Source organism: Curtobacterium sp. VKM Ac-2865, assembly GCF_015350905.1.
Lineage (GTDB): Bacteria > Actinomycetota > Actinomycetes > Actinomycetales > Microbacteriaceae > Curtobacterium.
The window spans coordinates 392,506-417,759 of record NZ_JADKRZ010000002.1; the positions used below are offsets into that span (position 1 = coordinate 392,506).

The following is a 25,254-nucleotide window of genomic DNA, read 5'->3' on the forward strand; positions in this document are numbered from 1 at the left end:
CCCGGTGTTCAGGAGTTGTCGGTCACCCGGACGTAGTCGATCCGCATCTGCTGCGGGAACTGCGTCGTGCCGTCCGGGTACCCCGGCCAGGAACCGCCGACCGCCAGGTTCAGGACGATGAAGAACGGCTTGTCGAACACCCACGGGTTCCCCCGGGTGTCCGCCGAGGTCACCGTCCTGTACGCGACACCGTCCACCGACCAGGTGACCGACCCGGGCTTCCAGTCGACCGCGAAGGTGTGGAACGTGTCCGCGAAGGACCACCCCTGCGGATGCTGGTAGCTCGACGAGATGCCCTGTCCGCCGGAGTAGCCGGGGCCGTGCACGGTGCCGTGGACGGTCGCGGGCTCGAACCCGACGTTCTCCATCACGTCGACCTCACCGGAGGCCGGCCATCCGACCTGCGGCAGGTCGGCGCCGAGCATCCAGAACGCGGGCCAGATGCCCTGCCCGCGCGGGATCTGGATGCGGGCTTCGACGCGCCCGTACCGCGGCGTGTACTTGCCCTGCGTGGTGAGTCGGGCACTGGTGTACGACCCGTCAGCCTCACGCTTCGCGGTGATGACGAGGTTGCCCTGGCCGTCCAGCGCCGAGTTCGCTCGCGAGTCGGTGTAGGTCTCGAGCTCGTTGTTCCCCCAGCCGCCCCCACCGGTCTCGTTCGTCCAGGCCGACCGGTCCGGAGCGCTGCCGGCAGCGCCGTCGAAGTCCTGCGACCAGACGACGGCACCGTTCGCCGCGTTCGCCGGCACGGCGGTGGCGAGGGCAGGGGCGGCGCCGAGCGCCAGTACCGCGGCCCCGGCGACCGTGAGTGCGACCAGTCGTCGTCTGCCGGTGGCGGTCATCGTCGCTGCTCCGCTCGCATCAGTTGGTCGCTGCTCCGCTCGCATCAGTTGTACGACGCGACACGGTTCGGCGCGGTGTTGCCCGCGGGGGTCGGGACGGCACCACCGACGCCGTTGACGACGCTGGAGATCGTGCCGACGTCGCCGAGGGACACCGTGACCAGACCGCGGGCCTTCACCCCGGCCGTCTGCGGCAGCTCGAACGCGCGGTCAGCGTGCACTGCCGGGTTCGTGTTGAAGAAGCAGTAGACGCCGCCGCCCCAGATCTGGTGCGTGGTCACGTTCGACGCGACCTTGTAGGCGGCGTACCCGGCTCCGGTCGGGCTCTGCCACGAGGCGTTGTCCGGCACGTCGTACGGCATCTCGTTCTGGAAGAAGATCGTCTTCCCGTTGTCGCCGTTCCACTGCACCTCGTACTTCTGGTAGTGCTCGACGAACAGGCCGGTGGCGAGGACGTCGTTGCCGTTCACCTCGACGCCGGTCGCGCCGGTGTTCACCGTCCAGCCGGTGGCTGCACCGCCGTGGTCGGCTCGCCAGGCCCAGATGTGGTCGATCAGGGAGTCGTCGGCGTTGACCTGGAGGGTCGTGGTCGCCTTGCCCTGGATGCTCGAGCCGACGCGGAAGAAGACGTCCTGGATGCTCTGCGGATCGGCCGCGTGGTCGACGTGCGAGCCGCTCGTGCCGAGGCGGACGAGCTGGGCGCTGTTCTGCGGGCCGGCGTCCACGACGAGGTTCGACACGTTCACACCGGCGACGTCGGTCGAGGTGAGCACGGCGTTGCCTCGCGTCGGCACGAGCGTCGGGAAGCCGATGCCCGTCACGACCGTGTCCGCGCGGGTGACGTTGAGCGCGGTGTCGAGCTGGTAGGTGCCTGGCGTGAAGAAGAGGTTGAGCCCCTGTGCCAACGCGCTGTTGATCGTCGCGGCCGAGTCACCCGGGTGCGCCACGTAGAAGTTGCGCATCGGGATGTCGGTACCGCCGGTGTTCGGCCAGGTCACTCCGCTCGAGTTCTGCTTGAGCGACGGCACGAACACGTGGTACTTGTTCGACGAGTCCACGAACAGGTACGGCTTCTCGCGGGTCGTCGGGGTGGTGGCGAGCGTCGTGTAGCTCTTCGAGAAGTCGTTCGCGGGAGCGCCCTGCACGCCCGAGAACGTCATGTTCCAGTTGCCGCCCTGCCACGAGCCGAGCGTCGAGTTGCGGGTGTACCACTGCTGCTGCGACCCCGAGGTGACCGTGCCGTCGACCTTCGTGTCCGCGATGTACCCGCCGGACGAGTAGCCCTGGCCGCCGTCCTGGTTCGACGGCCCCATCGTCAGGTTGCCCTTGACGTGCACGCGGCGCATCGGCGCGGCCTGCGAGACGGCCCAGCGGTCGGTGCCGCCCTCAGGCACGATCGCGAGGTTCTCGACCGAGCGCCAGAAGTTCTGCGTGGCGTTCGCCTCGTCGCCGGCGTTCCACCCGGAGTCGACGTTGACCGCCCCGTTGATCGTCACGTCGTCGGGGTTCTTCCCGAGGCCGGCGACGGACGTGTAGAAGCCGAGGTTCGCCCAGACGCGACCGTAGCTGCCGGGCTTGAACAGGAAGGCGTACCGCTGCGATCCGAACTGCGCGGTGGAGCTGCGGAGCTGCGAGTTGAAGGCGGCGTCGACGTCGGCCTGGATCGTGGAGGTCGGGGTCGATGGCGAGTAGACCTTGACGTTGCTGCCGAAGTCCGGGGTGTCGCTCGTGGTGACCGCCTGCGCGGAGATCGCCGGCACGAGGGCGCCGACGACACCGGCGCTCAGGGCGATCGCGAAGAGCTGTCTCATCCGTCGTTGCATGATGCTCGATTCGAGTTGCGTGTGGCGTCGTTGCCGCACGCAACAGACGGTAGACCTGATCGTCCCCTCAGGCAGTCGGTCGATCGGCGGACCAGCACGTGCCCCGGCCGCCCGACGTGCAGGGGCCGGGGGACGAGGATGGCGCCATGAGCGATCCCATCGTCACGCCACTCGGCTACGCGCACGTGCGGCTGACCGTCACCGACATCCACCGCAGCAAGGCCTTCTACGAGCAGCTGTTCGGCATGCCACCCGGCAGCGACTTCAGCGACCAGATCGACGACCCGACGATCCACGACGACCCGTGGCGGACCTACGGCGGGTGTTCGTTCACGTTCAGCGGCCAGACGCTCGGCCTCCGCCCGGTGGCACCAGCGGGGGACCGGTTCGACCCCGACCGCGTGGGACTCGACCACGTCAGCTTCCGTGTCGGATCGGTCGACGACCTGCATGCGGCAGTCGGTCGGCTCGACGCAGCCGGCATCGAACACGGCGAGGTCACCGACCTGCCACCCTTCGGCGTGGTGATCCTGTCCGTCCAGGACCCCGACGACGTGAACCTGGAGTTCGCCGCCCCGCGGCCTCGATGACGTCCGGCCGCCGATCGGACCGGCCTGCGGTGTCCGGTCGGCGCACCTGTCACCCGACCGTCCAGGCGCGACGGACCGGGCAGGCGTTGCGTTGAGGACGTCAGATCTCAGGAGGACACATGAGCAAGACCTGGTTCATCACCGGAGCATCCAAGGGCTTCGGCCGCGAGTGGACGGAGGCCGCCCTCGAACGTGGCGACTCGGTCGCCGGCACGGCCCGCAACACCGACGACGTGCAGGCGCTCGCCGACCAGTACCCGGACACGTTCCTGGCGCTGCAGCTCGACGTCACCGACCGTGAGGCCGACTTCGCCGCCGTGCAGCGTGCTGCTTCGCACTTCGGATCGCTCGACGTCGTCGTGAACAACGCCGGCTTCGGCCACTTCGGCATGGTCGAGGAACTCACCGAGGACGAGGTCCGCGCCCAGCTCGAGACCAACCTGTTCGGGGCGCTCTGGGTGACGCAGGCGGCGCTGCCGATCATGCGGGAGCAGGGGTCCGGGCACGTCATCCAGGTGTCGAGCATCGGCGGCATCAGCGCCTTCCCCACAGTGGGCGCGTACCACGCGTCGAAGTGGGCGCTCGAGGGCATCTCGCAGTCGCTGTCGCAGGAGGTCGCCGGCTTCGGCATCCACGTCACGCTCGTCGAGCCCGGCGGCTTCTCGACCGACTGGTCGGGTCCGTCGTCGAAGCACAGCGAGGAGAACGCCGCCTACGCCGAGGTCCGCGAGGCCGCGTCGAAGCGTCCGTCCGCCGCTGACCCGGGGAAGCCCGAGGCCACCCGGGCGGCGATCCTGACGGTCGTCGACGCCGAGCAGCCGCCGCTCCGGGTGTTCTTCGGCAAGGCCCCGCTCGGCATCGCCGAGAATGACTACGAGTCCCGTCTGGCGACCTGGCGCGAGTGGCAGCCGGTCGCCGAACAGGCGCACGGGGCCTGACGGGTCACCTGACCCGTCACCTGGTTCCTCACGGGACGGGCCGGACCAGGTCCTCCACACCGACCGTGGTGTCGAGGATCCGGTTCGCCGCCCGGAGGCCGGAGGCCAGCGCCCCGTGCACGGTCGCGGGGTCGTCGGACCACGTGGCCTCGCCGGCGAGCTGGACACGTCCGGAGGGGGTGCCGAGCAGGTCGTGGTCGTCGGGGGACGCCCCGAGGTGCAGGTACGAGTACGACCCGCGCGCGAAGGGGTCGGCCGCCCAGCGGGTGACCCGGACCGCGTCCGGCGTCGGCACGTCCGGCCCGTACATCCGGCGGAGTGCGGCCATGCCCTCGGCCACGACCTCCTGGTCCGTCAGGGTCTCGAGGCGCCGAGCGCCGTCCCCGCCGACCAGGGCCGCGAGCACGGGTTCGCCCGTCACCCGGGACATGTCGTACCAGGAGTGCCAGTCGGTGCCGGCGGTCCCCTGCTGACGGATGACCCAGGCGTCCCAGAACGTCGACGGGAACCGCAGGAAGACCTTGTCGTAGACGCCCATGCCGAGGCGCTCGACGGCCCCCGCCACCGGCGCGACGAGGGGCGGGTCGAAGCGCACGTCGCCCGACTGCAGCACCCCGAGCGGCACGGTCACGACGACGTCCTGGGCGCAGAAGACCGCTCCGTCCGTCGTGGTCACCCGGACCCGTTCGTCGTTCTGCTCGACGAGGGTCACGACCGCGTGGGTCCGGACGTCGAGGCCCGCTGCGAGTGCGGTGACGTACTGCCCGTAGCCACCGGGGAAGACGACCTCGTCCCCGGCGACGTGCTCCTCGTCGAGTCCGTGGGCGTCGAGGTCGGTGACGGGTGCCCCGCAGAGGTCCTCGGACCGGTGGGCCATGTGCTCCTCGACGCGGCGTGCCCGGCTGTCGACCCATCCGAGCGACTCGACGACGGACGCCACGACGTCGGCGTAGGACGTGCCGGGGGCAGCGGCGTCGACGGCCGCCGGCAGCAGCGCGTCCACGGTGTGCAGGTCGGCGGTGAAGGCGTCGGAGGGCGCGTCGGCCAGCCGGGCACCGGAGGGGTCGTGCCAGGCGATCGGCCGCCCGTGGAACTGGAAGCTGCCGACCGTGAACTCGACGGTCTCGATGTCGAAGGCCGCGGCCAGGGACCAGAGCGGGTTGCCGTCGATCCCGTGGATCCACGAGGCACCGAGGTCGACCGGCACGCCGAGCGCGTCGTCCGTCCAGGTGCGGCCACCGATCCGCTCACGGGCCTCGAGCACGACGACGCTGGCGCCGTTCAGCGCGAGTGCGCGGGCCGTGGTCAGTCCGGCGATCCCGGCCCCTACGACGATGACGTCCACGCCCATCAGCGGTCAGATCTTCGTGGCGGCCTCGGACAGCACGCTCCGCAGGATCGAGGTGATCTCGCGGAACTCGGGCTGTCCGATGGTCAGCGGCGGTGCGAGCTGGACGACCGGGTCGCCGCGGTCGTCGGCGCGGCAGTACAGCCCCGCGTCGAACAGCGCCTTCGACAGGAAGCCACGGAGCAGACGCTCGGACTCGTCGCTGTCGAACGTGGTCTTCGTCGCCTTGTCCTTCACGAGCTCGATGCCGTAGAAGTACCCGGCCCCGCGGACGTCGCCGACGATCGGCAGGTCGCGCAGGGTGTCGAGCTCGGCCTTGAACAGCGGGGCGTTCTGCTGGACGTTCTCGAGCAGGCCCTCCTCCTCGAAGATGTCGAGGTTCTCCATCGCGACGGCGGCGGAGACGGGATGCCCGCCGAACGTGTAGCCGTGGGAGAAGGTCGTGTTCCCGGTCGAGAACGGCTCGAAGAGCTTGTCGCTGATGATCGTGGCGCCGATGGGCGAGTACCCGGAGGTCATCGCCTTCGCGCAGGTGATCATGTCCGGCACGAAGCCGTAGGTGTCGCAGGCGAACATCGTGCCGATCCGACCGAAGGCGCAGATCACCTCGTCGGACACGAGCAGGACGTCGTGCTCGTCGCAGATCTCGCGGACACGCTGGAAGTACCCGGGCGGCGGGGTGAAGCAGCCGCCCGAGTTCTGGACGGGCTCGAGGAAGACCGCCGCGACGGTGTCCGGTCCCTCGAACTCGATCATCTCGCGGATGCGCTCGGCCGCCCAGAACCCGAACTCCTCCTCGGTCGCCCCCGCGAAGCCCATCTCCTCGGCGCGGTAGAAGTTCGTGTTCGGGACCCGGAAGCCGCCGGGGACCAGGGGTTCGTACATCGCCTTCATCGCCGGGATGCCCGTGATCGCCAGGGCTCCCTGCGGGGTGCCGTGGTACGCGACCGCGCGGGAGATCACCTTGTGCTTCGTCGGCTTGCCGCGGAGCTTCCAGTAGTGCTTCGCGAGCTTGAAGGCGGTCTCGACGGCCTCGCCACCGCCGGTCGAGAAGAACACCTTGTTGAGGTCGCCGGGCGCGTGGTCGGCCAGGCGGTCGGCGAGCTCGATCGCGGCGGGGTGCGCGTACGACCAGATCGGGAAGAACGACAGTGTCTCGGCCTGCTTGGCGGCCATCTCGGCCAGACGCTTCCGACCGTGCCCGGCGGCTACGACGAAGAGCCCGGACAGGCCGTCGATGTAGCCCTTGCCGTGGCTGTCGTAGACGTGGTGGCCCTCCCCGCGGACCATGATCGGCACGTCGGCCCCGGCCTGGTTGGCACCGTGTCGCGCGAAGTGCATCCACAGGTGGTCGCGGGACTTCTGCTGCAGGGCGGCGTCGTCCACCGGGGCGAACGGGTCGTACGAGCCGAGTCGTGTGGGCTGTTCGGAGATGGTCATCGCGTTCCCCAGTCGTAGAGCTGTTTGCGGAGTTGCAGGTAGACGAAGGTCTCGGTGCCGGTCACACCCGGGATCGCCCGGATCGTGCCGTTGAGCAGTTCGATGAGGTCGTCGTCGTCCTCGCAGACGACCTCGACCATCAGGTCGAAGCTGCCGGCGGTCATGACGAGGTAGTCGACCGCGGCCAGCTGTTCGAGTGCATCGGCGACCGAGCGGGTGTCACCGCTGACCCGGATGCCGATCATCGCCTGCCGGTGGAACCCGAGCTGCATGGGGTCGGTGACCGCGACGATCTGCATGACCCCGGTCTCGGTGAGCTTCTGCACGCGCTGCCGGACGGCCGCCTCACTGAGGCCGACCGCCTTGCCGATCTCCCCGTAGGGCCGGCGTCCGTCGGCCTGGAGCTGCTCGATGATGCGCTTGGAGATGTCGTCGATGGGTCCTGGACGTCGTGGTGCTGCCGCCATGCCGGACAGCATGGCAGCGGTACTCCGCAGCATGCAAGGGATTCCGTTGTGAACAACGTGTTTCACGACGATTTCCGTTGTTACAAGTCTTCCGAACTGCTGGGATCCGTGTCAGGATCACCGCCATGCCGGACACCGAGCAGACCACGACGACCACCGCGGCGGCCACCCGACCGGTGCGGAACGTCATCGGTGGCGAGTCCGTCGAGCCCCGGGGCGCCCGGACGATCGAGCTCGTCGACCCGACGAACGAGCAGGTCTACGGCGTCGCACCGGTGTCCACCGCCGCCGACGTGGACGACGCGTTCCGGTCGGCGGCGACGGCGTTCACGTCCTGGCGCCGCACGACCCCGGGGGAGCGCCAGCTCGCGCTGTTCCGGATCGCCGACGCGGTGGAGGCCCGGGCGGAGGAGTTCGCCGACCTCGAGTCGCTCGACACCGGGAAGCCCAGGGTGTCCCTGGTCGAGGACGAGATCCTGCTCTCCGTCGACCAGATCCGCTTCTTCGCCGGTGCCGCGCGCAACCTCGAGGGGCGGAGCGCCGGGGAGTACCTGGCCGACCACACCTCGTTCGTGCGGCGTGAGCCGATCGGCGTCGTCGCCCAGGTCACGCCCTGGAACTACCCGCTCAACATGGCGGTGTGGAAGTTCGCGCCCGCGATCGCCGCCGGCAACACGACCGTGCTGAAGCCGAGCGACACGACACCGCTGTCGACGCTCCTGCTCGCCGAGGTCGCCGCGGAGTTCCTGCCGCCCGGCGTCCTCAACGTCGTCGTCGGGGACCGCGCCACCGGTGCGGCGATGATCGACCACCCCACACCGCAGCTCGTCTCGATCACCGGGTCCGTCCGCGCCGGTGTCGAGGTCGCCCGCGCTGCCGCCGGTGACCTCAAGCGCACGCACCTCGAACTCGGCGGGAAGGCCCCCGTGGTCGTGTTCGACGACGCGGACGTCCAGGCAGCGGTCGCCGGGATCGTGGCCGCCGGGTTCTTCAACGCCGGGCAGGACTGCACCGCGGCCACCCGGCTCCTCGTGCAGGACGGCGTCCACGACGAGTTCGTCGCGGCCCTCGTCGCCGAGGCCCGAGCGACCGCACGGACCGGCGCCGGCGAGCCCGACCCCTTCTTCGGCCCGGTCAACAACGCCGCCCAGCTCGCCCAGGTCCGGTCGTTCCTCGACACCCTCCCCGACCACGCGTCGATCGAGCTCGGTGGCCACCGCGTCGGCGACGTCGGCTTCCACCACGAGGCCACGATCGTCTCCGGCCTGCGGCAGGACGACCACATCGTCCAGCAGGAGGTGTTCGGGCCGGTGCAGACCGTCCAGCGCTTCCACACCGAGGACGAGGCCCTGCGCTGGGCGAACGACGTCGAGTACGGCCTCGCGAGCTCGGTCTGGACGACCGACCACGGCCGCGCCATGCGCTTCGCCCGCGACCTCGACTTCGGCTGCGTGTGGATCAACACCCACATCCCGATCGTCGCCGAGATGCCGCACGGTGGCTTCCGCCACAGCGGGTACGGCAAGGACCTCTCGCAGTACGGTTTCGACGACTACACCCGCATCAAGCACGTCATGTCCTACATCGCCTGACCGACCAGCAGGAGGCACCATGGCAATGACCGGCACGTTCGCCGAATCCGGGGCCGACCTCCGGCTCGAACAGATCACGAAGTCGTTCCCCGGGCACACCGCGGTCGACGCCCTCGACCTGACCGTGCCGGCCGGCTCGTTCTTCGCCCTGCTCGGTCCGTCCGGCTGCGGCAAGACCACCACGCTGCGCCTGGTCGCCGGGTTGGAGGAGCCCACCAGTGGCAGCATCCTGCTGGGTGGCAAGGACGTCACCGACACGAAGCCGTACCAGCGGCCCGTCAACACCGTGTTCCAGAACTACGCGCTGTTCCCGCACATGAGCGTGCTCGACAACGTCGCCTTCGGGCTGAAGCGCCGCCGCATCCCGGACCCGATGACGAAGGCGATGGAGGCCCTGCGCCTGGTCGAGCTCGAGGGCTCCGCCGGCAAGCGCCCGGCCCAGCTGTCCGGCGGCATGCAGCAGCGGGTCGCCCTGGCCCGCGCGATCGTCAACCGACCGGCGCTCCTGCTGCTCGACGAACCGCTCGGTGCGCTCGACCTGCAGCTCCGCCACCAGATGCAGCTCGAGCTGAAGACGATCCAGGCCGAGGTCGGCCTGACCTTCCTCCACGTCACCCACGACCAGGAGGAGGCGATGACGATGGCCGACACGGTCGCCGTCATGAACGGTGGGCGCATCGAGCAGATGGGCAGCCCCGAGGACCTCTACGAGCTGCCGCGCACCGCGTTCGTCGCCAACTTCCTCGGGCAGTCGAACCTGCTCGAGGGCGAGGTCCGCGGCACCGAGCGCGGCCTGCTCGTCGTCGCCACGGCAGCTGGCACGATCGCCGTCCCGGCGGACCGCGCCGTCGCGACCACCGGCCGTGTCGTCGTCGGTGTGCGCCCCGAGAAGCTCAAGGTCCGCATCGTCCGACCGGAGGAGGAGGCCGGCCGCAACATCCTCGGACCGGGTCGAGTTGTCGACGTCTCCTTCTCCGGGGTCAGCACCCAGTACCTGGTGGAGGTCCCCGGCGCCGGACGCGTCGCCGTCTTCGCGCAGAACTCCAAGGGCGGTCCGCGGGTCGCCACCGGCACGGAGGTCTGGCTCACGTGGGGCGTCGACCACGGCTTCGGCCTGGAGGCTCCCCCCGCGTCCGACGCGACGGTCACCACCCAGCCCGCACCGGGCCTCCCGGCGGTCGAGACGGTGGGAGCGACCCGGTGAGCCGCGAGCCGGCACCGAGCCCCGACCTGCTGCGCGGACTGACGTCCGCCCGCGTGAGCCGACGTGGCCTGCTCGCTGGCGGAGGCGCCGCCGCGCTCGCCGCGCTCCTGACCGGCTGCAGCATCAAGGGGTCCGCCGCTTCGGCCGACACCGACGTCGACTGGGCGGCGTTCTGGAAGGCGGCGAAGCCGACCGGCGAGCTGAACTTCGCGAACTGGCCGCTCTACATCGACTCCGACCACGGCAAGTCCGAGTCCCTCGCGCTCTTCCGCGAGGAGACCGGGATCGACATCGACTACCAGGCCGTCATCCAGGACAACGCGACGTTCTACGCGACCGTCTCCCCGATCCTCCGGGCGCACGGTGGCACCGGGTACGACGTCGTCGTGATGACGAACGGGTACGAACTCACCGAGATGATCAAGAACGGTTTCGTCTGCGAGCTCGACCACAGTCGGCTGCCGAACTTCGCGAAGTACGCCTCGGACTCGGTGAAGGACCCGAACTACGACCCGGGCAACGCGCACACCGTCGTCTGGCAGACCGGGTTCACCGGGCTCGCGTACAACCCCAAGTACACCGGTCGGAGGATCACCTCGTTCGAGGACCTCAAGGACCCGGCGTTCAAGGGCCGCATCGGGCTGATGAGCGACAACACCGAGCTGGGATCGCTCGCGCTGCTGGCGCTCGGCATCCCCCCGGAGGACAGCACTCCGGCCGACTGGAGGAAGGCGCAGGCCTGGCTCCGGGAACTCCGACCGAGCGTCTCGGGGTTCTACGACCAGAGCTACATCAACCGGTTGGAGAACGGCGACACCTGGATCACCCAGGCGTGGTCGGGCGACGTGTTCCAGGCGCAGCAGTCGGGGTTCCCGGACCTGGAGTTCGTCACACCGGACGAGGGCCAGATGACCTGGCACGACAACATGATGATCCCGCGCCAGGCCGCGAACCCCGTGTCGGCCCTCGCCTGGATGGACTTCTACTACACGCCGCGGATCGCCGGGATCGTCGAGGACTACGTCAACTACGTGTGCCCCGTGCCTGCGGCCGAGGACTACGTGCGCGACGAGCTCGACGACGCCGCCGTCGCGGACAGCCCGCTGGTGTTCCCGTCCGAGTCCGTGCTGGCGGCGTCGCACGAGTTCCGGGTCTTCCAGAACTACGACGAGTACTCGGAGTGGAACAGCGTCTTCAACGCGGTGGTGCAGTCGTGACCGCGCTCGGGACCGCTCCCGGTCTGGGTGCCCCGGCCGCGCCGGTGCGGCGGGGGCGGCGACGCAGCACGCCGTTCCTGCTCGCGCTCGTCGGGACCGCGTACCTGGCGGTGTTCTTCGTGATCCCGCTGCTCTCCGGGCTGATCGTGTCGCTCATGTCGGGCAACCCGGACGACGGCTACACGTTCACGTGGAACTTCGGGGTCTACTCCGCGCTCTTCGTCGACCCGCAGGTGCCCTACCTGACGTTCCTGCTCCGGTCGCTCTGGTACGGCCTGGCTGCGACCCTGGTGACCATCATCGTCGGTTACCCAGTTGCGTACTTCATCGCGTTCCGGGTCTCGGCGCGGTGGAAGAGCCCGCTGCTGATGCTCGTGTTCGTCAGCTTCCTGGTGTCGTTCGTCATCCGCACCGACATGTGGGCGTTCGTGCTCGCGTCGCAGGGGCCGGTCGTCACCGTGCTGCAGGGCATCGGGCTGGCCGGCAAGGACTTCCAGATCCTCGGCACGTCCGGAGCGGTGGTCTTCGGCGACGCGTACAACGACCTGGCCTTCATGGTGCTGCCGATCTACGCCGCGCTCGAGCGCATCGACCCGCGACTCGGCGAGGCCGCGAACGACCTCTACGCGGGCAAGGTCCGCGCGTTCTGGCACACCACGCTGCCGCTGTCCCGGTCGGGCGTCTTCGCCGGGGTGCTGCTCGTGTTCATCGACTGCGTCGGGGACCCGGTCAACTCGGCGCTCCTCGGTGGCACGAACACGTACACGATCGGGCAGGCGATCCAGGACGCCTACTCCGGCAACCAGCAGTACAACGTGGCCGCAGCGCTGTCGACCGTGCTCATGGTCGTGCTCGGCATCATCCTGTTCGTGTACGCCAGGGTGTCCGGCACCGACGACCTCGAGGACCTCGTATGACCGCCGTCGCTCCGTCCCGCTCGTCCACCGCGCCGACCTCGCCGGTCACCGGGTCCGTGCCCGGCCGGTCGCGACGCCGCGGTGTGGACCGGCGTGGACCGTGGCTGGCGATCGTCTACTGGGTCGTCATCGCGGTCACGCTCGTGCCCATCGTCTACATGATCGTGTACTCGTTCAACGACGCCCCGACGAACCGGTTGTCGTTCGCGTGGAACGGGTTCACGACCTACTGGTACGCGAACCTCGTGAACGTCTCCGGGCTCGGACAGGCCTTCGTCACCTCGGTCGTCGTCGCGTTCCTGGCGGCGGTCGTCTCCGTCGCCATCGGTCTGCCGCTCGCCCTGGCGCTCGAACGCCACCGGTTCCCGGGCCGTGGCGTCGTGAACAGCGTCGTCTTCGCGGACATCGCGGCGCCGTCGATCGTCGTCGGGTCGGCGTCGCTGTCGTTCTTCCTGTCCATCGGGCTGGGCACGGGGTTCCTCACCGTGCTGCTGACGCACGTGGCGTTCGACGTGGCCTACGTGGTCGTGGTGCTGCGGGCGCGGATCGCGGGGACGTCGCGGGCGCTCGAGGAGGCGGCCAGCGACCTCGGTGCGACGCCGCTGCAGGCCTTCCGGCTCGTGACGCTGCCGCTGCTGGCGCCGGGCATGCTCGCCGCGGGGCTGTTGGCGCTCGCGATGTCGATCGACGACTACGTGATCACCTCGTTCGTCGCCGGACCCTCCGTGACCTTCCCGCTGTTCGTGTACGGGGCCGCGAAGGCCGGCATGCCACCGCAGGTGCTGTGCTTCGGGACGCTGGTGTTCGCGGTGGGGCTGCTCGTCGCGCTGCTGAACGGGGCGCTCAACCGGCGGTTGGCGCGCACGCGGGGGTGAGGCGTGCGGAGCGCCCCGCGCCGGTGATGGCCGTCGCGGGGCGCCCGTGTCTCAGTCCTTCCGGACCAGGTCGACGAGGAGCCTGGCGAGGTTCACGAGCAAGCCCGCGACCCCCAACCAGGACACCTGACGCCTGGGCTTGGGATCGGTGTCGTTCGACATCGAGACCACCTCCGGTGTCAGCGCCGGCGGACACGAGGAGCGGATGGCCGGGACGGACGTGCAGTCGGGCCGGAGCCTGACTACACTGAACCCGAGCGTTCAGACTCGGGGACGGGTACGTCCGTCCTCGGCTTTCCACTCGGAGAGCAACTCGAAGCCCATCACCGTTGCTGCGGTGGTGGGCTTCACGCTTGCCCCAGGGGCGCCACCCGGCGGTGTCGCACCCCACACCCCCAGCCTATGTGGTATTTCAGCGGGGTTCAGTCCGCGTCGTCGTGGCTCGGCTGGGGGCCGCCGGCAGCCGAGCGGTAGGCACGAGCCACGTACCCGAGGGACACCGCGTTCGTGGCCCGCTCCGCCATGTCCTCGATGCGCTTGAACAGCGCGACCTGTGCGGTCCGCTGGGCTTCCGTCACGTCCTGGTCAGTCGTCATGTCGGGCCCCTGTCATCGATGCGTGGTCGGACTCTACACACCGCCCGCGCGGATCGACCCATGTCAGGTGCGATGGGAAGCGGGAACGCGCGTAGGGGGTCGGAAGAACCGACCCCCTACGCGCGATTCGACCTCCTGCACGCGGAAGGGCCGCGGGGAAGGGCCTACCCGAACCCGCGTCAGGCCGCGGTGAGCTCTGCCTCCGCGCGGTCGGCCTGGGCGTCGTCGCGCAGCATCCGGTCAGCGGTGCGGAGCGACAGCGCCATGATCGTCAGCGCCGGGTTCGCGATGAGGGAGCTCGGGAACACCGAGTTGTCCACGATCCACAGGTTGGGGACGTCCCACGACCGGCCGGCGGCGTCCACGACCGAGCTCGCCGCGTCGGTTCCCATCCGCGCCGTGCCGACGGTGTGCGCCGTGCGGTCGAGCACGCGGACGTCGCGGCCACCGGCGGCCTCGACGATCGCGGTCATCGTGCGGACGGCGTGCCGGGTGATCGCGGCCTCGTTGTCGCCCGGCGAGAAGCTGACGCGGGCCTTCGGCACCCCGTTGCCGTCGAGCTCGTCGGAGAGCACGAGCCGGTTGTCGTCGTACGGCAGGCACTCGGCGTTGATCCCGACGCCGGCCATGTACGGGTAGTCCTGGATCGCCCGCACGAGGGCAGCGCCGCGGAGTCCGCCGCCGCGCACGAGTGACGTCGTCAGTGTCTGCGGCTGTGCGCCGAGGCTCTGGATGAGGTACCCCCCGGCGAAGTCGGCGCCCTCGGGACGGATGAAGTCCTCGGTGATGATCGACGACGGGTAGCCGCGGTACGACCGCATCGACTCGTCGAACTTCGCCCAGACCTGGGTCGCTCCGTGGGCGGTGAAGTTGCGTCCGACCTGGCCGCTGCTGTTCGCGAGGCCGGTGTGGAGGAGCAGGCGCGGCGTCTCGATCCCGCCGGCTGCGAGCACGAGGGACCGGCACCGCTGCCGGTGGTCGCGGCCGTCCTGGCGGTAGACGACGGCCTCGACCTCACCGCGGGCGTCGAGCTCGATGCCGTGCACGAACGCACCCGGTCGGATCTCGGCGCCGAAGGCCACGGCGGCGGGCAGGTAGGTCGTGTCCATCGAGACCTTCGCGCCGTTCCGGCAGCCCTGGTGGCAGGACCCGCACGCGACGCACGCCTGCCGCAGGCCGTGGTGCTCCTGCATCCGGTCCTCGGTCGTGAGCCCGACCGGGGCGTCGGTCGCCGTGATCCCGACCTCGGCGGCACCGCGGATCATCATGTCCGAGGAGGCGTTCCGGGCGGGCGGTCCCATCAGGTACCGGCGCGCGGGGTCCCACGGGTAGTGCGCAGGACCGGCGACGCCCACGTCGTGCTCGGCCTGCTCGATGTACCGGACCAGGTCGGCGTGCTCGATCGGCCAGTCCTCGCCTTCGCCCGAGTCGGTGCGCAGGTGGATGTCGTGCTCGTTCGGCCGCGGGGTGAACGCGCCCCAGTGCAGCGTCGACCCGCCGACACCGGTGCCGCTGTTGTTCGGGCCGAACGCCGTGGGAGCGCCGCCGCCGCTGATGCGCTCGTCCATCCAGTTGATGTCTGCTGGCGCCTCGACCTCGTCCGGGGTGTGGTCACCGGGCTCGGTGTTCGGGCCGGCCTCGAGCGCGACGACCCGCAGGCCCTTGCGGGCCAGGGTCGCGAGCAGCGGGGCGCCGCCGGCCCCGGTCCCGACGACGACCACGTCGACGATGTCGTCCTCGTCGTACCGGCGCTGGTTGGTCAGGTTCATCGTGTGGCTCCCGCCGGTTCCCATGCTTCGCGCTGCCCGGCTCCGAGGAGCAGGAAGCCCTGTTTGCGGACGCCGTCGCCACCGTTGGCGAAGCCGTCGTAGTCGATGTCGGCCATCGTGGCCGGGTGTGTGACCCAGTGCTTCGCCAGGTCGACCGCGGCGTCCTCGGCCCAGGCACGGAGCTGCTCGGCGTCGAAGGGGCCGGCTGCCGGGGTGTGCTCGCCCGCGGTGACGGCGTCGAGCACGGTGGCGAAGTGCTCGTCGGACCGTGCGGCTTCGGGTGCGAGCGCGTCGAGTCCGGCGCGGTAGGCCTCGACGTCCACCGGCAGGCCGTCCGGGCGCCAGCCGTCGCCGAGCCCCGCTGCGAGCTGGGCGTCGACGCGGAGCGCGAGGTCGATGGACCGGTCGCCGGGCTGTGGCACGACGACGCGGGCGAGCGCCCGGAGCGTCTCGAGCTGCGCGGACGACAGGGCCTTCGGCGCGGCGCCCGGGTCGTCGGGCAGCGAGCGGACGGCCAGGATGCCGCGGGTCCGAGCGCTGACCCGGGGCGAGGCGAGGATGCGGACGCTCGACGCCGGGACGACGGGGCTGGGCGCGACACGGCGTTCCCAGAAGGCGCGGATGCGCTGGGCGACCTCGTCGGGACGTTCCCACGGCAGCAGGTGCGCGGCACCGGGGACGACGTCGAACTCGCCGGCGGTCCAGTGCGGCAGGTTCAGCTCCCGCTGGGCCTCCGGGCCGAGGTCACCGTCGCCCACACCGGCCAGGACCAGTGCCGGCACCGGGTTCGGCGGGAACTGGGTGGACCAGTCCTCGCGGCTGCCGCGGACCAGCCAGTCGGTCCAGGCACGGGGGTCGGCCCGCTGGACGTCGTGCACGGCCATCGCGTGCGGCTCCGGGGGCAGCCGGGAGTCGGTGTTCGCCTCGACGAAGGTGTCGGCCTCGTCCGCGCCGATCTCGCCGTCGGCGGCCCAGCCGAGCATGGTGGTGCGGCGCTCGTCGTCCATGGGCTCGGGTGAGAGCGGCGACGCGGCGAGCAGGACCACGGCGCGCAGCCCGAACAGGCCGTTCGAGCCGTCGATCGTCCGCGACGCCACGACCGAGGCGACCTTGCCGCCCATCGAGTGCCCGATCAGCACCCACTCGGTGGCCCCGCTGCGGCCGACCGCCCGCTCGACGAGCTCGGCCATCTCCTCGACGGTCGTCCCGGTGACGGCAGAGCTCCGGCCGAAGCCGGGCAGGTCGATGCCGATCAGGTCGAGGGTGCCAGCGAGTCGGGCGCGGAGCGTCGCGAACTCCTCGGAACTCGACCCGAGGGCGTGGAGGCAGAACGCAGTTGCCGTCATCCCTCGTTTCTACGGTGCCGAGGGCGCTCGCTCCCAGCGCGCCTGTACCCCACAGCCCGCGACGGCGACGGTCTCCGTAGGACACGTGACGCTCGTTTGTTACGGGCGCGAGACGATCTCGCAGGACGCAGGCGCACCCGGGTGTCCCTTCGGTAGGTTCCAGACATGAGTGCAGAGCTGACGCTCGGCGCCGAGGAAGAGCTGCACCTCATCGACCTCGAGTCCGGCCGACTTTCCGCGAAGGCCCCCCGCCTTCTCCCCAAGCTGCCAGCCGATCGCTTCGGCGCCGAACTGCAGCGCACGACCATCGAGACGAACACCCCGGTGGTGACGACGCTCGACGACCTGCGGCGGGTGATCGTCGACCTGCGGAGCGAGCTCTCCGCGGCCATCGCCCCGGCGGGTGTCACCATCGCCGCGGTCGGCACGGCGCCCCGGTCCGAGTACGCCGACTTCGAACTGACCTCGGGTGGCCGCTACGGCCGCATGCAGGAGCAGTACCGGATGCTCGTCGACGAACAGCTCATCTGCGGCCTGCAGGTGCACGTCGGGGTGAGCGACCGCGACCTGGCGGTGCAGATCGCCCAGCGTGTGGCTCCGGTGCTCCCGGTGCTGCTGGCGCTCAGCGCGTCGAGTCCGTTCTGGAACGGGCAGGACACCGGGTACGCGTCCTTCCGGAGCATCATCTGGCAGCGCTGGCCGTCCGCCGGCAGCTTCGGGCGGGTCGAGGACGCCGCCGAGTACGACCGCGTGCTCGACGACCTCATCGCCTCGGGCGTGATCGCGGACAAGAAGATGGCGTACTTCGACGTGCGGCCGTCCTCGCACGCCCCGACGCTCGAGCTCCGGGTCTGCGACGCCACCCCCGTCGTCGACGACGCGGTCCTGATCGCCGGGCTGTTCCGCGCATCGGTCCGTCGTGCTGAGCTCGCGATCGAGTCCGGCGCCGAGTGCCATCCCCGGAGCGAACCGCTGCACCGTGCGGCGATGTGGCAGGCGGCGCGCAGCGGGCTCAGCGGCGAACTGCTCGGCCTCGGTCAGCACCCGGAGCGGCTGCCCGCCGAGGTCGCCGTCCGTCAGCTCGTCTCCCGCCTGCGCCCGGAGCTCGAGGAGCTCGGCGACTGGGGCACCGTGAGCAGCCTGCTCGAGGACACCCTGGCGCGCGGCAACTCCACCGACCGGCAGCGCACGGCGTACGCCGAGCGCGGGGAGCTCGACGACGTCGTGGCCCAGGTCGTCGAGGACACCGCCGGCACGCCGTCCGGCCGTGACGAGCACCCGACCGTCGCGATCCCGTCGTACCGGGTCCGTGCCGGTGACGAAGCCGTCGGCCCCGGTGCCCGTCCCCGTCCGGCCTTCCGCGACCTGGCCGCGTTCTTCCGCGGCTGGGACGCCGACGCGACCATCGAGCACTGCACCGCCCGCGACGTCTGGACGCGCGAGCACGAGGTCGGGTTCGTCGTCGACGGCGGCGTGCAGCAGTTCGGCTGCGACCTCGTCCCCCGCACGGTCAGTGCGTACGAGTGGGCGCAGCTGGAGCAGGGTCTCGGGCAGCGGGCACGGGCGATCGAGCTGTTCCTCCGCGACGCCTACGGTCCACGCCGGATCGTGGCCGACGGCGCGATGGACGAGCACGACGTGGTCGGCAAGAACGGCTGGGACGCGGACGCCGAGCGCCTCCCGCAGCACGCCGTCCGCGCCCCGGTGATGGGCTTCGACCTGGTCCGCAACGAGTTCGGCGGCTGGCGGGTGCTCGAGGACAACGTCCGCTCGCCCTCAGGTGTCGCGTACGGCCTGGCGCTCCGCGAGCTGATGGACGACGTGGTGCCCGACGCACCGCGGCCCGACCGACTCCGCGACCCGTCCGGCGTCCCGGCGCTCCTCCGCGAGACCCTGCGGCGGAACGCCGCTGCCGTGACCGGCAACCAGGACCCGGTCCTGGCACTGGTGACGGACGGCCCCGCCGCCGGCGCCTGGTACGAGCACCGCCGCCTGTCCGACGGGGCCGGGATGCGCCTCCTGACCGAGTCGGACCTGACCGTCCGGGACGGCCACGTCGTCGAGGCGGCGACCGGCGACGTGCTGGACGCGCTGTACCTGCGGGTCGACCGCGACGTTCGCGCCCTGACGAGCGACCACGCGCCGGACCTCGGCGCGCAGGTCCTCGACGCGGCCGCGGCGGGTCGCGTCTACCTGGCCAACGCGCCCGGCAACGCCCTCGTCGACGACAAGGCGATGTACGTCAACGTGCCGGACCTGATCTGGTACTACCTCGAGGAGAAGCCGCTGCTCGAGTCCGTGCCGACCTACCGCACCAGCATCGAGGGCGAGCGGCTGTCCGTGCTCGACCGCGTCGGGGAGCTCGTGACGAAGCCCGTCGACGGCGAGGGCGGGCGCGGTGTCCTCATCGGGCCGAGCGCGAGTGCGCCCGAGGTCGCCGAACGCCGGCGGGAGATCGCGGCGGACCCGGCCGGCTGGGTCGGACAAGAGGTCGTGCAGCTCTCGTCGCACCCGACCATCGGTCCGGCGGGACTCGACCCGCGGCACGTCGACCTGCGCGCGTTCGTCTACGTCACGGGCACCGGTCCGGACGACACCCACCTCGCCGACGTCGCACTCACCCGCGTCGCACCCGAGGGCAGCATGGTCGTGAACTCCTCGCGGGGCGGCGGCGCGAAGGACACCTGGATCATCGGGACGACAGGGGAACGCTGATGTGCGGGCTCGCGGGCGAGATCCGGTTCGACGGCACCGCTCCCGACGTCGGGGCGGTCGCGCGGATGACGGCGTGCCTGGCGCACCGCGGTCCCGACGGCGACGGACTCTGGGCACGCGGGCCGGTGGCCCTCGGGCACCGTCGGCTGTCGATCGTGGACCTGTCGACCGCCGGTGCGCAGCCGATGGTCGTGCCGCGGCTCGGCCTGACGATCACCTACAACGGCATGGTCTACAACTACCGGCAGCTGCGCGACGAACTACACGGCAAGGGCCACACCTTCTTCTCGACGTCCGACACCGAGGTGATCGTCACCGCGTACGCCGAGTGGGGCACCGCGTTCGTCGAGCACCTGATCGGGATGTTCGCCATCGCGATCTGGGAGCACGGCAGCGGGCGGCTCGTCCTGGCGCGCGACCGACTCGGCATCAAGCCGCTCTACGTCGCCGCGGTGCCCGGCGGCCTGCGGTTCGCCAGCTCGCTGCCCGCGATCCTCGCCGGTGACCGGAACGACGCCGGCACCTCCGCGCACGCCGTCGACACCTCGGTCGACCCGGTCGCGCTGGCGTCGTACATGACCTTCCACTCGATCGTCCCGGCACCGCGCACGATCCTGTCCGGCGTCGGCAAGCTCCCGCCCGCGACCGTGCGGGTCGTCGAGCCCGACGGCACCAGCACGGACACCACCTACTGGGAGCCGCGCTTCGAGCGCGACCCCGCGAAGGCGGACTGGTCCGACGCGGACTGGCAGCAGGCCTTCATCGACTCGCTCCGCACGGCCGTCGAGCGCCGCATGGTCGCCGACGTGCCGGTCGGTGTGCTGCTCTCCGGCGGCATCGACTCGTCCCTCGTGGTCGCGCTGCTCGCCGAGGCCGGCCAGCAGGACCTCGCCACGTTCAGCATCGGCTTCGAGTCGGCCGGCGGGGAGTCCGGCGACGAGTTCGAGTACTCCGACGAGGTCGCGCGCCACTTCGGCACCGACCACCACCGGATCCGGATCCCCTCCGACCGCCTGCTCGACGGCATCGACGGGTCGATCGCCGCGATGAGCGAACCGATGGTCAGCCACGACTGCGTGGCGTTCTGGCTGCTGTCGCAGGAGGTCTCGCAGCACGTCAAGGTCGTGCAGTCCGGCCAGGGCGCCGACGAGGTCCTCGGCGGCTACAGCTGGTACCCGCCGCTCGCCGACGTCCCGCGCGACCAGGCCGCCGAGGCGTACCGGTCCGTCTTCATGGACCGCCGGTGGGCGTCCCTGCAGGACCTGCTCGGGGAGCGCTGGCGGAGCGACGACGACACCCCGTCGGCCTTCGTCGACCAGGAGTTCGCCCGCCCAGGAGCCGAGACGAGCGTCGACGCCGCGCTGCGGAGCGACACCACGATCATGCTCGTGGACGACCCGGTGAAGCGCGTCGACAACATGACCATGGCGTGGGGACTCGAGGCCCGCGTGCCGTTCCTGGACCACGAGTTCGTCGAGCTCGCCGGCCAGATCCCGCCGGCGCTCAAGCTCGCCGACGGCGGCAAGGGCGTCATGAAGCGCGCGGCGCGCGGCATCGTCCCCGACGCCGTCATCGACCGCACCAAGGGCTACTTCCCGGTGCCGGCGATCCGGCAGCTCGAGGGCCCGTACCTGGAACGGGTCCGCCAGGCCCTGCACGCCCCGGAGGCGCGGGAACGCGGGCTCTTCGACCCGGGTACGGTCGAGCGGATGCTCCAGGACCCGAACACGACCAGGACCGAGATCGGCGCGAACGCACTGTGGCAGCTCGGCCTGATCGAGATGTGGCTGCAGCAGCAGGGGGTGCGGTGAGCGAGACCCGGCCGGGAGGCTCGACCTCCGTCGCACCCGCACCGCACGTCCGGTCCGTGGCCGGCTCCGACTCCGTGGCCGGCTCCGCCGCTGACCTCGGCGAGCGGCTCACCGCCGCCTGGGGCTCGTGGGGCCCGACCATGACACGGAACGCCCGCCGTGTGGCCTTCGTCAGCGACCGACACGGCACGCCCGAGGTCTTCGTGCAGGACGTCGTCGTCGACGGACCCCTGCCCGAGCCGACCCGGATCACGCTGAGCGACGACCCCGTCATCCGCGTCTCGTGGTCGTCCGACGGCGAGTGGCTCGCCGTGGCCATCGCGACCGACGGCGGCGTGAAGCAGCAGGTCTGGGTGGTCCGACCCGACGGCACCGACCCCGCGCAGATCGCCGGGTCCCGGTACCAGCACGCCGAACTCGGGCCGTGGAGCCGCAGCGGGCACCGGGTGGTCATCACGCTGCCCTCCACCGAGGCCGACCAGCCCGCCCGCGCCTACCTCGTCGACCCCGTGTCCGGCGACCGCGACGACCTGGCCCTCGGCGAGCTCATCCACGTCCTCGACCTCTCCGTCGAGGAGCGCCTCGTGGTGCTGCGCGACGGGCAGCGCGGCCGCGAGTTCGTCGTCGTCGTGGACCGCCTCACCGACGAGGACCACCCGCTCCTCATCGACCCGCCGTCCGGCTCGGCCGAGATCGCCTTCATGCGCCCGTCGCCCGCCAGCGAGACCAGCCCGCTCGTCGCCTACGTCGCCACCGAGGCCGGCGCACCCCGACGCCAGCTCGTCGCGCAGCCCGTCGGCCCGCACGGGTGGCGCGGACGACCCAGGAGCATCGTCGCCCGACCCGACGGCGAACTCGAGTTCCTGGACGCCGACGACGCCGGCCGCACGGTGCTGCTCGGCTGGAACGTCGACGGCCGCAGCGAGCTCGAGCTCATCAACACGCACGACGCCTCGCGCACCCCCGTGCCCGACCTGCCCGGCGAGGTCGTCACGGACCCCGTGCTCAGCCGTGACGGCCGGAGCGTCCTGCTCGCGGTGGAGGGGCCGACCCACCCGCGGGAGCTCTGGCGCCTCGACACGAACGCCCTGACCTGGAGCCGCGTCACCGACGTGCCCGACCTGCCCGCTGTCGCTCTCGTCGAGCCGACGCTGGAACGCGTGCGGGCACGGGACGGACTCGAGCTGACCGGGTGGCTGTACCGGGCGGTGGAGCCGGCCGTGTCGTCGACCGGGACCGGCGTCGGGACGGGGGTCGAGCCTCCAGTCCGCGCAGCGATGATCCACCTGCACGGCGGACCGGAGTCGCAGGAGCGGCCGACGTTCTCCGCGCAGCACCAGGCGCTCGCCGCGGCGGGCATCACGGTGTTCGCCCCGAACATCCGTGGCTCGTCCGGGTCCGGGCACGAGTTCGTGCACGCCGACGACCTCGGGCTGCGGTGGAACGCGCTCGCGGACGTCGTCGACTGCGCCAGGTGGCTCGTGACGAACGACCTGGCCGACCGGTCCCGCGTGGCGGTCGAGGGCCGCTCCTACGGCGGCTACGCCACGCTCGCGTCCCTGGCCTTCACGCCCGACGTGTTCGCGGCCGGGGTCATGGTGTGCGGGATGAGCGACTTCGCCACGTTCTACCGGGACACCGAGCCGTGGATCGCGGCAGCGGCGGCGACGAAGTACGGCCACCCCGTGGACGACGCCGCACTGCTGGAGGCCCTGTCGCCGATGCGGGCGATCGACGAGGTCACGGCGCCGCTGCTCGTCGTGCACGGCGAACTCGACACGAACGTGCCGATCGGCGAGGCGCACCAGGTCGTCGCCGCGCTGCGGGAGCGGTCGCACGACGTCGGCTACCTGGAGCTCGCGGGCGAGGGGCACGAGTACCGCCGTCGGTCGTCCCAGGCGCTGCTCGTGCGGCGCATGGTCGAGTTCCTGGCGTCCCGCCTGGCGTGAGCGGGTGCGGCCGCGCATCGTGGATTCTCTAGGATCGAGGGCGTGACCACGACGATGCCCGGCTTCGGTGCGGAGCGCATCACGCAGCGCGGGCTCCGTGACCGCGTCTACGACCGGGTGCTCGACGTCTTGATGGGGCACGACGTCGAACCCGGCATGCGGCTGTCGATCGACGGACTCGCCCGGACGCTCGGCGTCTCCCCGACCCCCGTGCGCGAGGCCCTCGTGCAGCTCGAGCGCACCGGACTCGTCGTCCGCGAGGCCAACAAGGGCTACCGGGTCGCCCCGCCGCTGCAGGGGGAGCAGCTCGAGGCACTGTTCGACGCCCGGCTCGTCGTCGAGAGCGGCGCCGTCGAGCTCGCCGCACGCGGGGACGTCGCCGCGCTGCGGACCCGGCTCGGGTCGGCGCTCGCCGAGCAGTCGGCCGTCGTCGAGGAGATCGCCGTGGTCGGGGTGGCAGCGGCGTCCGAGGAGCTGATGGCACGGTTCTTCCGCAGCGACTGGCAGTTCCACCAGGTGCTCTTCGACGCGACGCGGAACCCGTTCCTGCAGGAGATGTCCGAGGTCATCACGACGCGGGTGCACCGGATGCGCCAGATCGTCGAGGGCGGCGACGACGACACCGACCGTGCCGTGCAGGAGCACCGGACGATCGTCGACGCCCTGGCGGTCGACCTCGCGTCCGCCGTCGAGGCGATGCGTGCGCACATCGACGCCGTGCGGCTGCGGTCGCGGTCGGACGCGTCGCACGGGGGCTGAACCGGCGGACGCCCGTGCTCTGGCACGTGGCCGTCCTGGTCCGTACCCTTGGTCTGAGGAGGTCCTGACATGACGACGAGCAAGCGCGTGCTCTACAGCGACGTGAAGCCGTACGCGCTGCCCGACCGTCTCGAGGACCTCCGAGGACCGGAGCACGGCGTCATGGAGCTCCCGTTGAACGTGTACTGGGGCCCCAACCCCGTCGTCGACGTCGACACCGACGACGGCATCGAGAAGGCGTACCAGTCGGTGATCCAGGAGGGCCGGATCGAGGACCTCGTGGCGATCGTGAACCCGGAGCGGCTCCGAGTGGTCTGGTCGGCGCTGCTCCTGCCCGGGCGGGCCCGGTCGGCCTGGGAGTCGCGGTTCCCCGCGCTGACCGCCTGAGTCCATCAGCCCATGACCGAGGACACCACGGACGTCCAGCGCCGTGTCACCAGCGCGGCGCTGCGGGCGAGGGGTACCTGGTCGAGGAGGTCCGTCGGTACGAGTCGTTCGCCCAGCTGCGGTTGACGACCCCGGAAGGGCTGGCGGTCGATGTCGACCTCGCGGTTGACTGGCGGAGCACTGAACCGGTGTCGCTGCAGGTCGGGCCCGTACTCGCGGTCGAGGACGCCGTGGGGAGCAAGGTCGGCGCGATCTACAACCGTCTGGAGGCTCGCGACTTCATCGACGTCGATGCCATCCGGAGGTCGGGTCGGTTCTCGGACGAGGCCTTGCTGCGGATGGCGGAAGGTCGCGACGACGGGTTCGACCGGTCCGTGTACTCCGCGCAACTCCGGCGGGTGACACGCATCCGGGACGGACGCTTCGCCGACTACGGCACCACCGGATCCGAACTGACCGCACTGCGTTCTCGGATCGTGTCCTGGGCCGAGGAGATCGACGCGTCGCACGGGGGCTGAACCGGCGGACGCCCGTGCCGAGGTTCGGGTCAGCGGCACGGGCGTCCTGATCCTCCGAGCCCGGTCTAGTTCGGAGCCCCCGGACGGGGGGTTTGGTCGATTGTTCAACAACATGGAGATCGCTGGTTGCGGCATGGCATGGAAGCGGTAT

General features: G+C 71.0%; 21 protein-coding genes. 13 read left to right on the forward strand and 8 right to left on the reverse strand.

Features of this window, described 5'->3' with window-relative positions; all coding sequences use genetic code 11:
• Positions 1-8: 8 nt before the first annotated feature.
• Positions 9-842: a family 16 glycosylhydrolase gene (locus tag ITJ54_RS06955; protein WP_194626814.1), complete on the reverse strand. Its 834-nt coding sequence runs from the start codon at positions 840-842 to the stop codon at positions 9-11.
• Between the two features lie 44 nt (positions 843-886).
• The gene (locus ITJ54_RS06960; RefSeq protein ID WP_194626816.1) at positions 887-2,653 is read right to left on the reverse strand and encodes a hypothetical protein; all 1,767 of its coding nucleotides are present in this window, start codon (positions 2,651-2,653) and stop codon (positions 887-889) included.
• A gap of 158 nt (positions 2,654-2,811) precedes the next feature.
• Between ITJ54_RS06960 and ITJ54_RS06965 the strand changes: the two genes are divergently transcribed.
• The gene (locus ITJ54_RS06965; protein ID WP_194626819.1) at positions 2,812-3,255 is read left to right on the forward strand and encodes a VOC family protein; all 444 of its coding nucleotides are present in this window, start codon (positions 2,812-2,814) and stop codon (positions 3,253-3,255) included.
• Positions 3,256-3,374: 119 nt separating this feature from the next.
• On the forward strand, positions 3,375-4,193 hold the full coding sequence (locus ITJ54_RS06970) for an SDR family oxidoreductase (protein WP_194626821.1): 819 nt from the start codon (positions 3,375-3,377) through the stop codon (positions 4,191-4,193).
• Between the two features lie 28 nt (positions 4,194-4,221).
• On the opposite strand, the gene ITJ54_RS06975 is transcribed toward ITJ54_RS06970, so the two are convergent.
• From ITJ54_RS06975 to ITJ54_RS06985, 3 genes are read right to left on the reverse strand one after another with little or no spacing between them, the layout of a single operon-like run.
• On the reverse strand, positions 4,222-5,544 hold the full coding sequence (locus tag ITJ54_RS06975) for a flavin monoamine oxidase family protein (RefSeq protein ID WP_194626823.1): 1,323 nt from the start codon (positions 5,542-5,544) through the stop codon (positions 4,222-4,224).
• A gap of 6 nt (positions 5,545-5,550) precedes the next feature.
• The gene (locus ITJ54_RS06980) at positions 5,551-6,981 is read right to left on the reverse strand and encodes an aspartate aminotransferase family protein (RefSeq protein WP_194626825.1); all 1,431 of its coding nucleotides are present in this window, start codon (positions 6,979-6,981) and stop codon (positions 5,551-5,553) included.
• Positions 6,978-7,448 (reverse strand): Lrp/AsnC family transcriptional regulator, encoded by a 471-nt coding sequence (locus ITJ54_RS06985; protein ID WP_139200785.1) that lies wholly within the window; start codon positions 7,446-7,448, stop codon positions 6,978-6,980. The genes ITJ54_RS06980 and ITJ54_RS06985 overlap by 4 nt, the downstream gene beginning before the upstream one ends.
• 125 nt (positions 7,449-7,573) lie before the next feature.
• Here ITJ54_RS06985 and ITJ54_RS06990 point away from each other — a divergent pair, with 125 nt between their 5' ends.
• From ITJ54_RS06990 to ITJ54_RS07010, 5 genes are read left to right on the forward strand one after another with little or no spacing between them, the layout of a single operon-like run.
• Entirely contained in the window at positions 7,574-9,040 is a 1,467-nt protein-coding gene (locus ITJ54_RS06990; RefSeq protein ID WP_194626827.1) for a gamma-aminobutyraldehyde dehydrogenase, read from the forward strand.
• Positions 9,041-9,059: 19 nt separating this feature from the next.
• A complete protein-coding gene (locus ITJ54_RS06995) occupies positions 9,060-10,244 on the forward strand; it encodes an ABC transporter ATP-binding protein (protein ID WP_194626829.1) in 1,185 nt (394 codons plus the stop codon).
• On the forward strand, positions 10,241-11,461 hold the full coding sequence (locus ITJ54_RS07000) for an ABC transporter substrate-binding protein (protein WP_194626831.1): 1,221 nt from the start codon (positions 10,241-10,243) through the stop codon (positions 11,459-11,461). The genes ITJ54_RS06995 and ITJ54_RS07000 overlap by 4 nt, the downstream gene beginning before the upstream one ends.
• Positions 11,458-12,378: an ABC transporter permease gene (locus tag ITJ54_RS07005; RefSeq protein ID WP_228508716.1), complete on the forward strand. Its 921-nt coding sequence runs from the start codon at positions 11,458-11,460 to the stop codon at positions 12,376-12,378. Before ITJ54_RS07000 ends, ITJ54_RS07005 begins: the two co-directional genes overlap by 4 nt.
• Positions 12,375-13,253: an ABC transporter permease gene (locus ITJ54_RS07010; protein ID WP_194626833.1), complete on the forward strand. Its 879-nt coding sequence runs from the start codon at positions 12,375-12,377 to the stop codon at positions 13,251-13,253. Before ITJ54_RS07005 ends, ITJ54_RS07010 begins: the two co-directional genes overlap by 4 nt.
• Positions 13,254-13,675: 422 nt before the next feature.
• Here the strand turns inward: ITJ54_RS07010 and ITJ54_RS07015 are convergent, their stop codons facing one another.
• The 3 genes from ITJ54_RS07015 to ITJ54_RS07025 all read right to left on the reverse strand — a co-directional run bounded on the left by ITJ54_RS07015 (position 13,676) and on the right by ITJ54_RS07025 (position 16,964).
• Positions 13,676-13,849 (reverse strand): hypothetical protein, encoded by a 174-nt coding sequence (locus tag ITJ54_RS07015; protein ID WP_194626835.1) that lies wholly within the window; start codon positions 13,847-13,849, stop codon positions 13,676-13,678.
• Positions 13,850-14,028: 179 nt separating this feature from the next.
• The gene (locus ITJ54_RS07020) at positions 14,029-15,618 is read right to left on the reverse strand and encodes a GMC family oxidoreductase (protein ID WP_194626837.1); all 1,590 of its coding nucleotides are present in this window, start codon (positions 15,616-15,618) and stop codon (positions 14,029-14,031) included.
• Complete coding sequence (locus ITJ54_RS07025) at positions 15,615-16,964, reverse strand: alpha/beta fold hydrolase (RefSeq protein ID WP_194626839.1); 1,350 nt, start codon at positions 16,962-16,964, stop codon at positions 15,615-15,617. Before ITJ54_RS07025 ends, ITJ54_RS07020 begins: the two co-directional genes overlap by 4 nt.
• Before the next feature lie 165 nt (positions 16,965-17,129).
• On the opposite strand from ITJ54_RS07025, the gene ITJ54_RS07030 reads away from it, so the two are divergent.
• The 6 genes from ITJ54_RS07030 to ITJ54_RS07055 all read left to right on the forward strand — a co-directional run bounded on the left by ITJ54_RS07030 (position 17,130) and on the right by ITJ54_RS07055 (position 25,103).
• Positions 17,130-19,679, forward strand: a complete 2,550-nt coding sequence (locus ITJ54_RS07030; RefSeq protein WP_194626841.1) for a carboxylate--amine ligase/circularly permuted type 2 ATP-grasp protein — start codon at positions 17,130-17,132, stop codon at positions 19,677-19,679.
• A complete protein-coding gene (locus tag ITJ54_RS07035; RefSeq protein ID WP_194626843.1) occupies positions 19,679-21,490 on the forward strand; it encodes an N-acetylglutaminylglutamine amidotransferase in 1,812 nt (603 codons plus the stop codon). The genes ITJ54_RS07030 and ITJ54_RS07035 overlap by 1 nt, the downstream gene beginning before the upstream one ends.
• Positions 21,487-23,439 carry a S9 family peptidase gene (locus ITJ54_RS18265; protein WP_323741619.1) on the forward strand — a complete coding sequence of 651 codons (1,953 nt, stop codon included), beginning with the start codon at positions 21,487-21,489 and terminating at the stop codon, positions 23,437-23,439. The genes ITJ54_RS07035 and ITJ54_RS18265 overlap by 4 nt, the downstream gene beginning before the upstream one ends.
• 42 nt (positions 23,440-23,481) lie before the next feature.
• A complete protein-coding gene (locus ITJ54_RS07045; protein WP_194626845.1) occupies positions 23,482-24,198 on the forward strand; it encodes a GntR family transcriptional regulator in 717 nt (238 codons plus the stop codon).
• A 69-nt stretch (positions 24,199-24,267) separates the two neighbouring features.
• On the forward strand, positions 24,268-24,585 hold the full coding sequence (locus tag ITJ54_RS07050; protein ID WP_194626847.1) for a transcriptional regulator: 318 nt from the start codon (positions 24,268-24,270) through the stop codon (positions 24,583-24,585).
• A gap of 188 nt (positions 24,586-24,773) precedes the next feature.
• A complete protein-coding gene (locus tag ITJ54_RS07055; protein WP_194626849.1) occupies positions 24,774-25,103 on the forward strand; it encodes a hypothetical protein in 330 nt (109 codons plus the stop codon).
• The last annotated feature ends 151 nt before the right edge of the window (positions 25,104-25,254 follow it).

What these genes read in the sequence shown, in the direction of transcription:
- ITJ54_RS06975 (WP_194626823.1), bottom strand. Translation starts at nt 5,544, where the DNA reads ATGGGCGTGGACGTCATCGTCGTAGGGGCCGGGATCGCCGGACTGACC.
- ITJ54_RS06960 (WP_194626816.1), bottom strand. Translation starts at nt 2,653, where the DNA reads ATGAGACAGCTCTTCGCGATCGCCCTGAGCGCCGGTGTCGTCGGCGCC.
- ITJ54_RS07025 (WP_194626839.1), bottom strand. Translation starts at nt 16,964, where the DNA reads ATGACGGCAACTGCGTTCTGCCTCCACGCCCTCGGGTCGAGTTCCGAG.
- ITJ54_RS06995 (WP_194626829.1), top strand. Translation starts at nt 9,060, where the DNA reads ATGGCAATGACCGGCACGTTCGCCGAATCCGGGGCCGACCTCCGGCTC.
- ITJ54_RS06990 (WP_194626827.1), top strand. Translation starts at nt 7,574, where the DNA reads ATGCCGGACACCGAGCAGACCACGACGACCACCGCGGCGGCCACCCGA.
- ITJ54_RS06965 (WP_194626819.1), top strand. Translation starts at nt 2,812, where the DNA reads ATGAGCGATCCCATCGTCACGCCACTCGGCTACGCGCACGTGCGGCTG.
- ITJ54_RS07010 (WP_194626833.1), top strand. Translation starts at nt 12,375, where the DNA reads ATGACCGCCGTCGCTCCGTCCCGCTCGTCCACCGCGCCGACCTCGCCG.
- ITJ54_RS06970 (WP_194626821.1), top strand. Translation starts at nt 3,375, where the DNA reads ATGAGCAAGACCTGGTTCATCACCGGAGCATCCAAGGGCTTCGGCCGC.
- ITJ54_RS06955 (WP_194626814.1), bottom strand. Translation starts at nt 842, where the DNA reads ATGACCGCCACCGGCAGACGACGACTGGTCGCACTCACGGTCGCCGGG.
- ITJ54_RS07015 (WP_194626835.1), bottom strand. Translation starts at nt 13,849, where the DNA reads ATGACGACTGACCAGGACGTGACGGAAGCCCAGCGGACCGCACAGGTC.
- ITJ54_RS07030 (WP_194626841.1), top strand. Translation starts at nt 17,130, where the DNA reads ATGAGTGCAGAGCTGACGCTCGGCGCCGAGGAAGAGCTGCACCTCATC.
- ITJ54_RS07020 (WP_194626837.1), bottom strand. Translation starts at nt 15,618, where the DNA reads ATGAACCTGACCAACCAGCGCCGGTACGACGAGGACGACATCGTCGAC.
- ITJ54_RS07035 (WP_194626843.1), top strand. Translation starts at nt 19,679, where the DNA reads ATGTGCGGGCTCGCGGGCGAGATCCGGTTCGACGGCACCGCTCCCGAC.
- ITJ54_RS07050 (WP_194626847.1), top strand. Translation starts at nt 24,268, where the DNA reads ATGACGACGAGCAAGCGCGTGCTCTACAGCGACGTGAAGCCGTACGCG.
- ITJ54_RS06980 (WP_194626825.1), bottom strand. Translation starts at nt 6,981, where the DNA reads ATGACCATCTCCGAACAGCCCACACGACTCGGCTCGTACGACCCGTTC.
- ITJ54_RS06985 (WP_139200785.1), bottom strand. Translation starts at nt 7,448, where the DNA reads ATGGCGGCAGCACCACGACGTCCAGGACCCATCGACGACATCTCCAAG.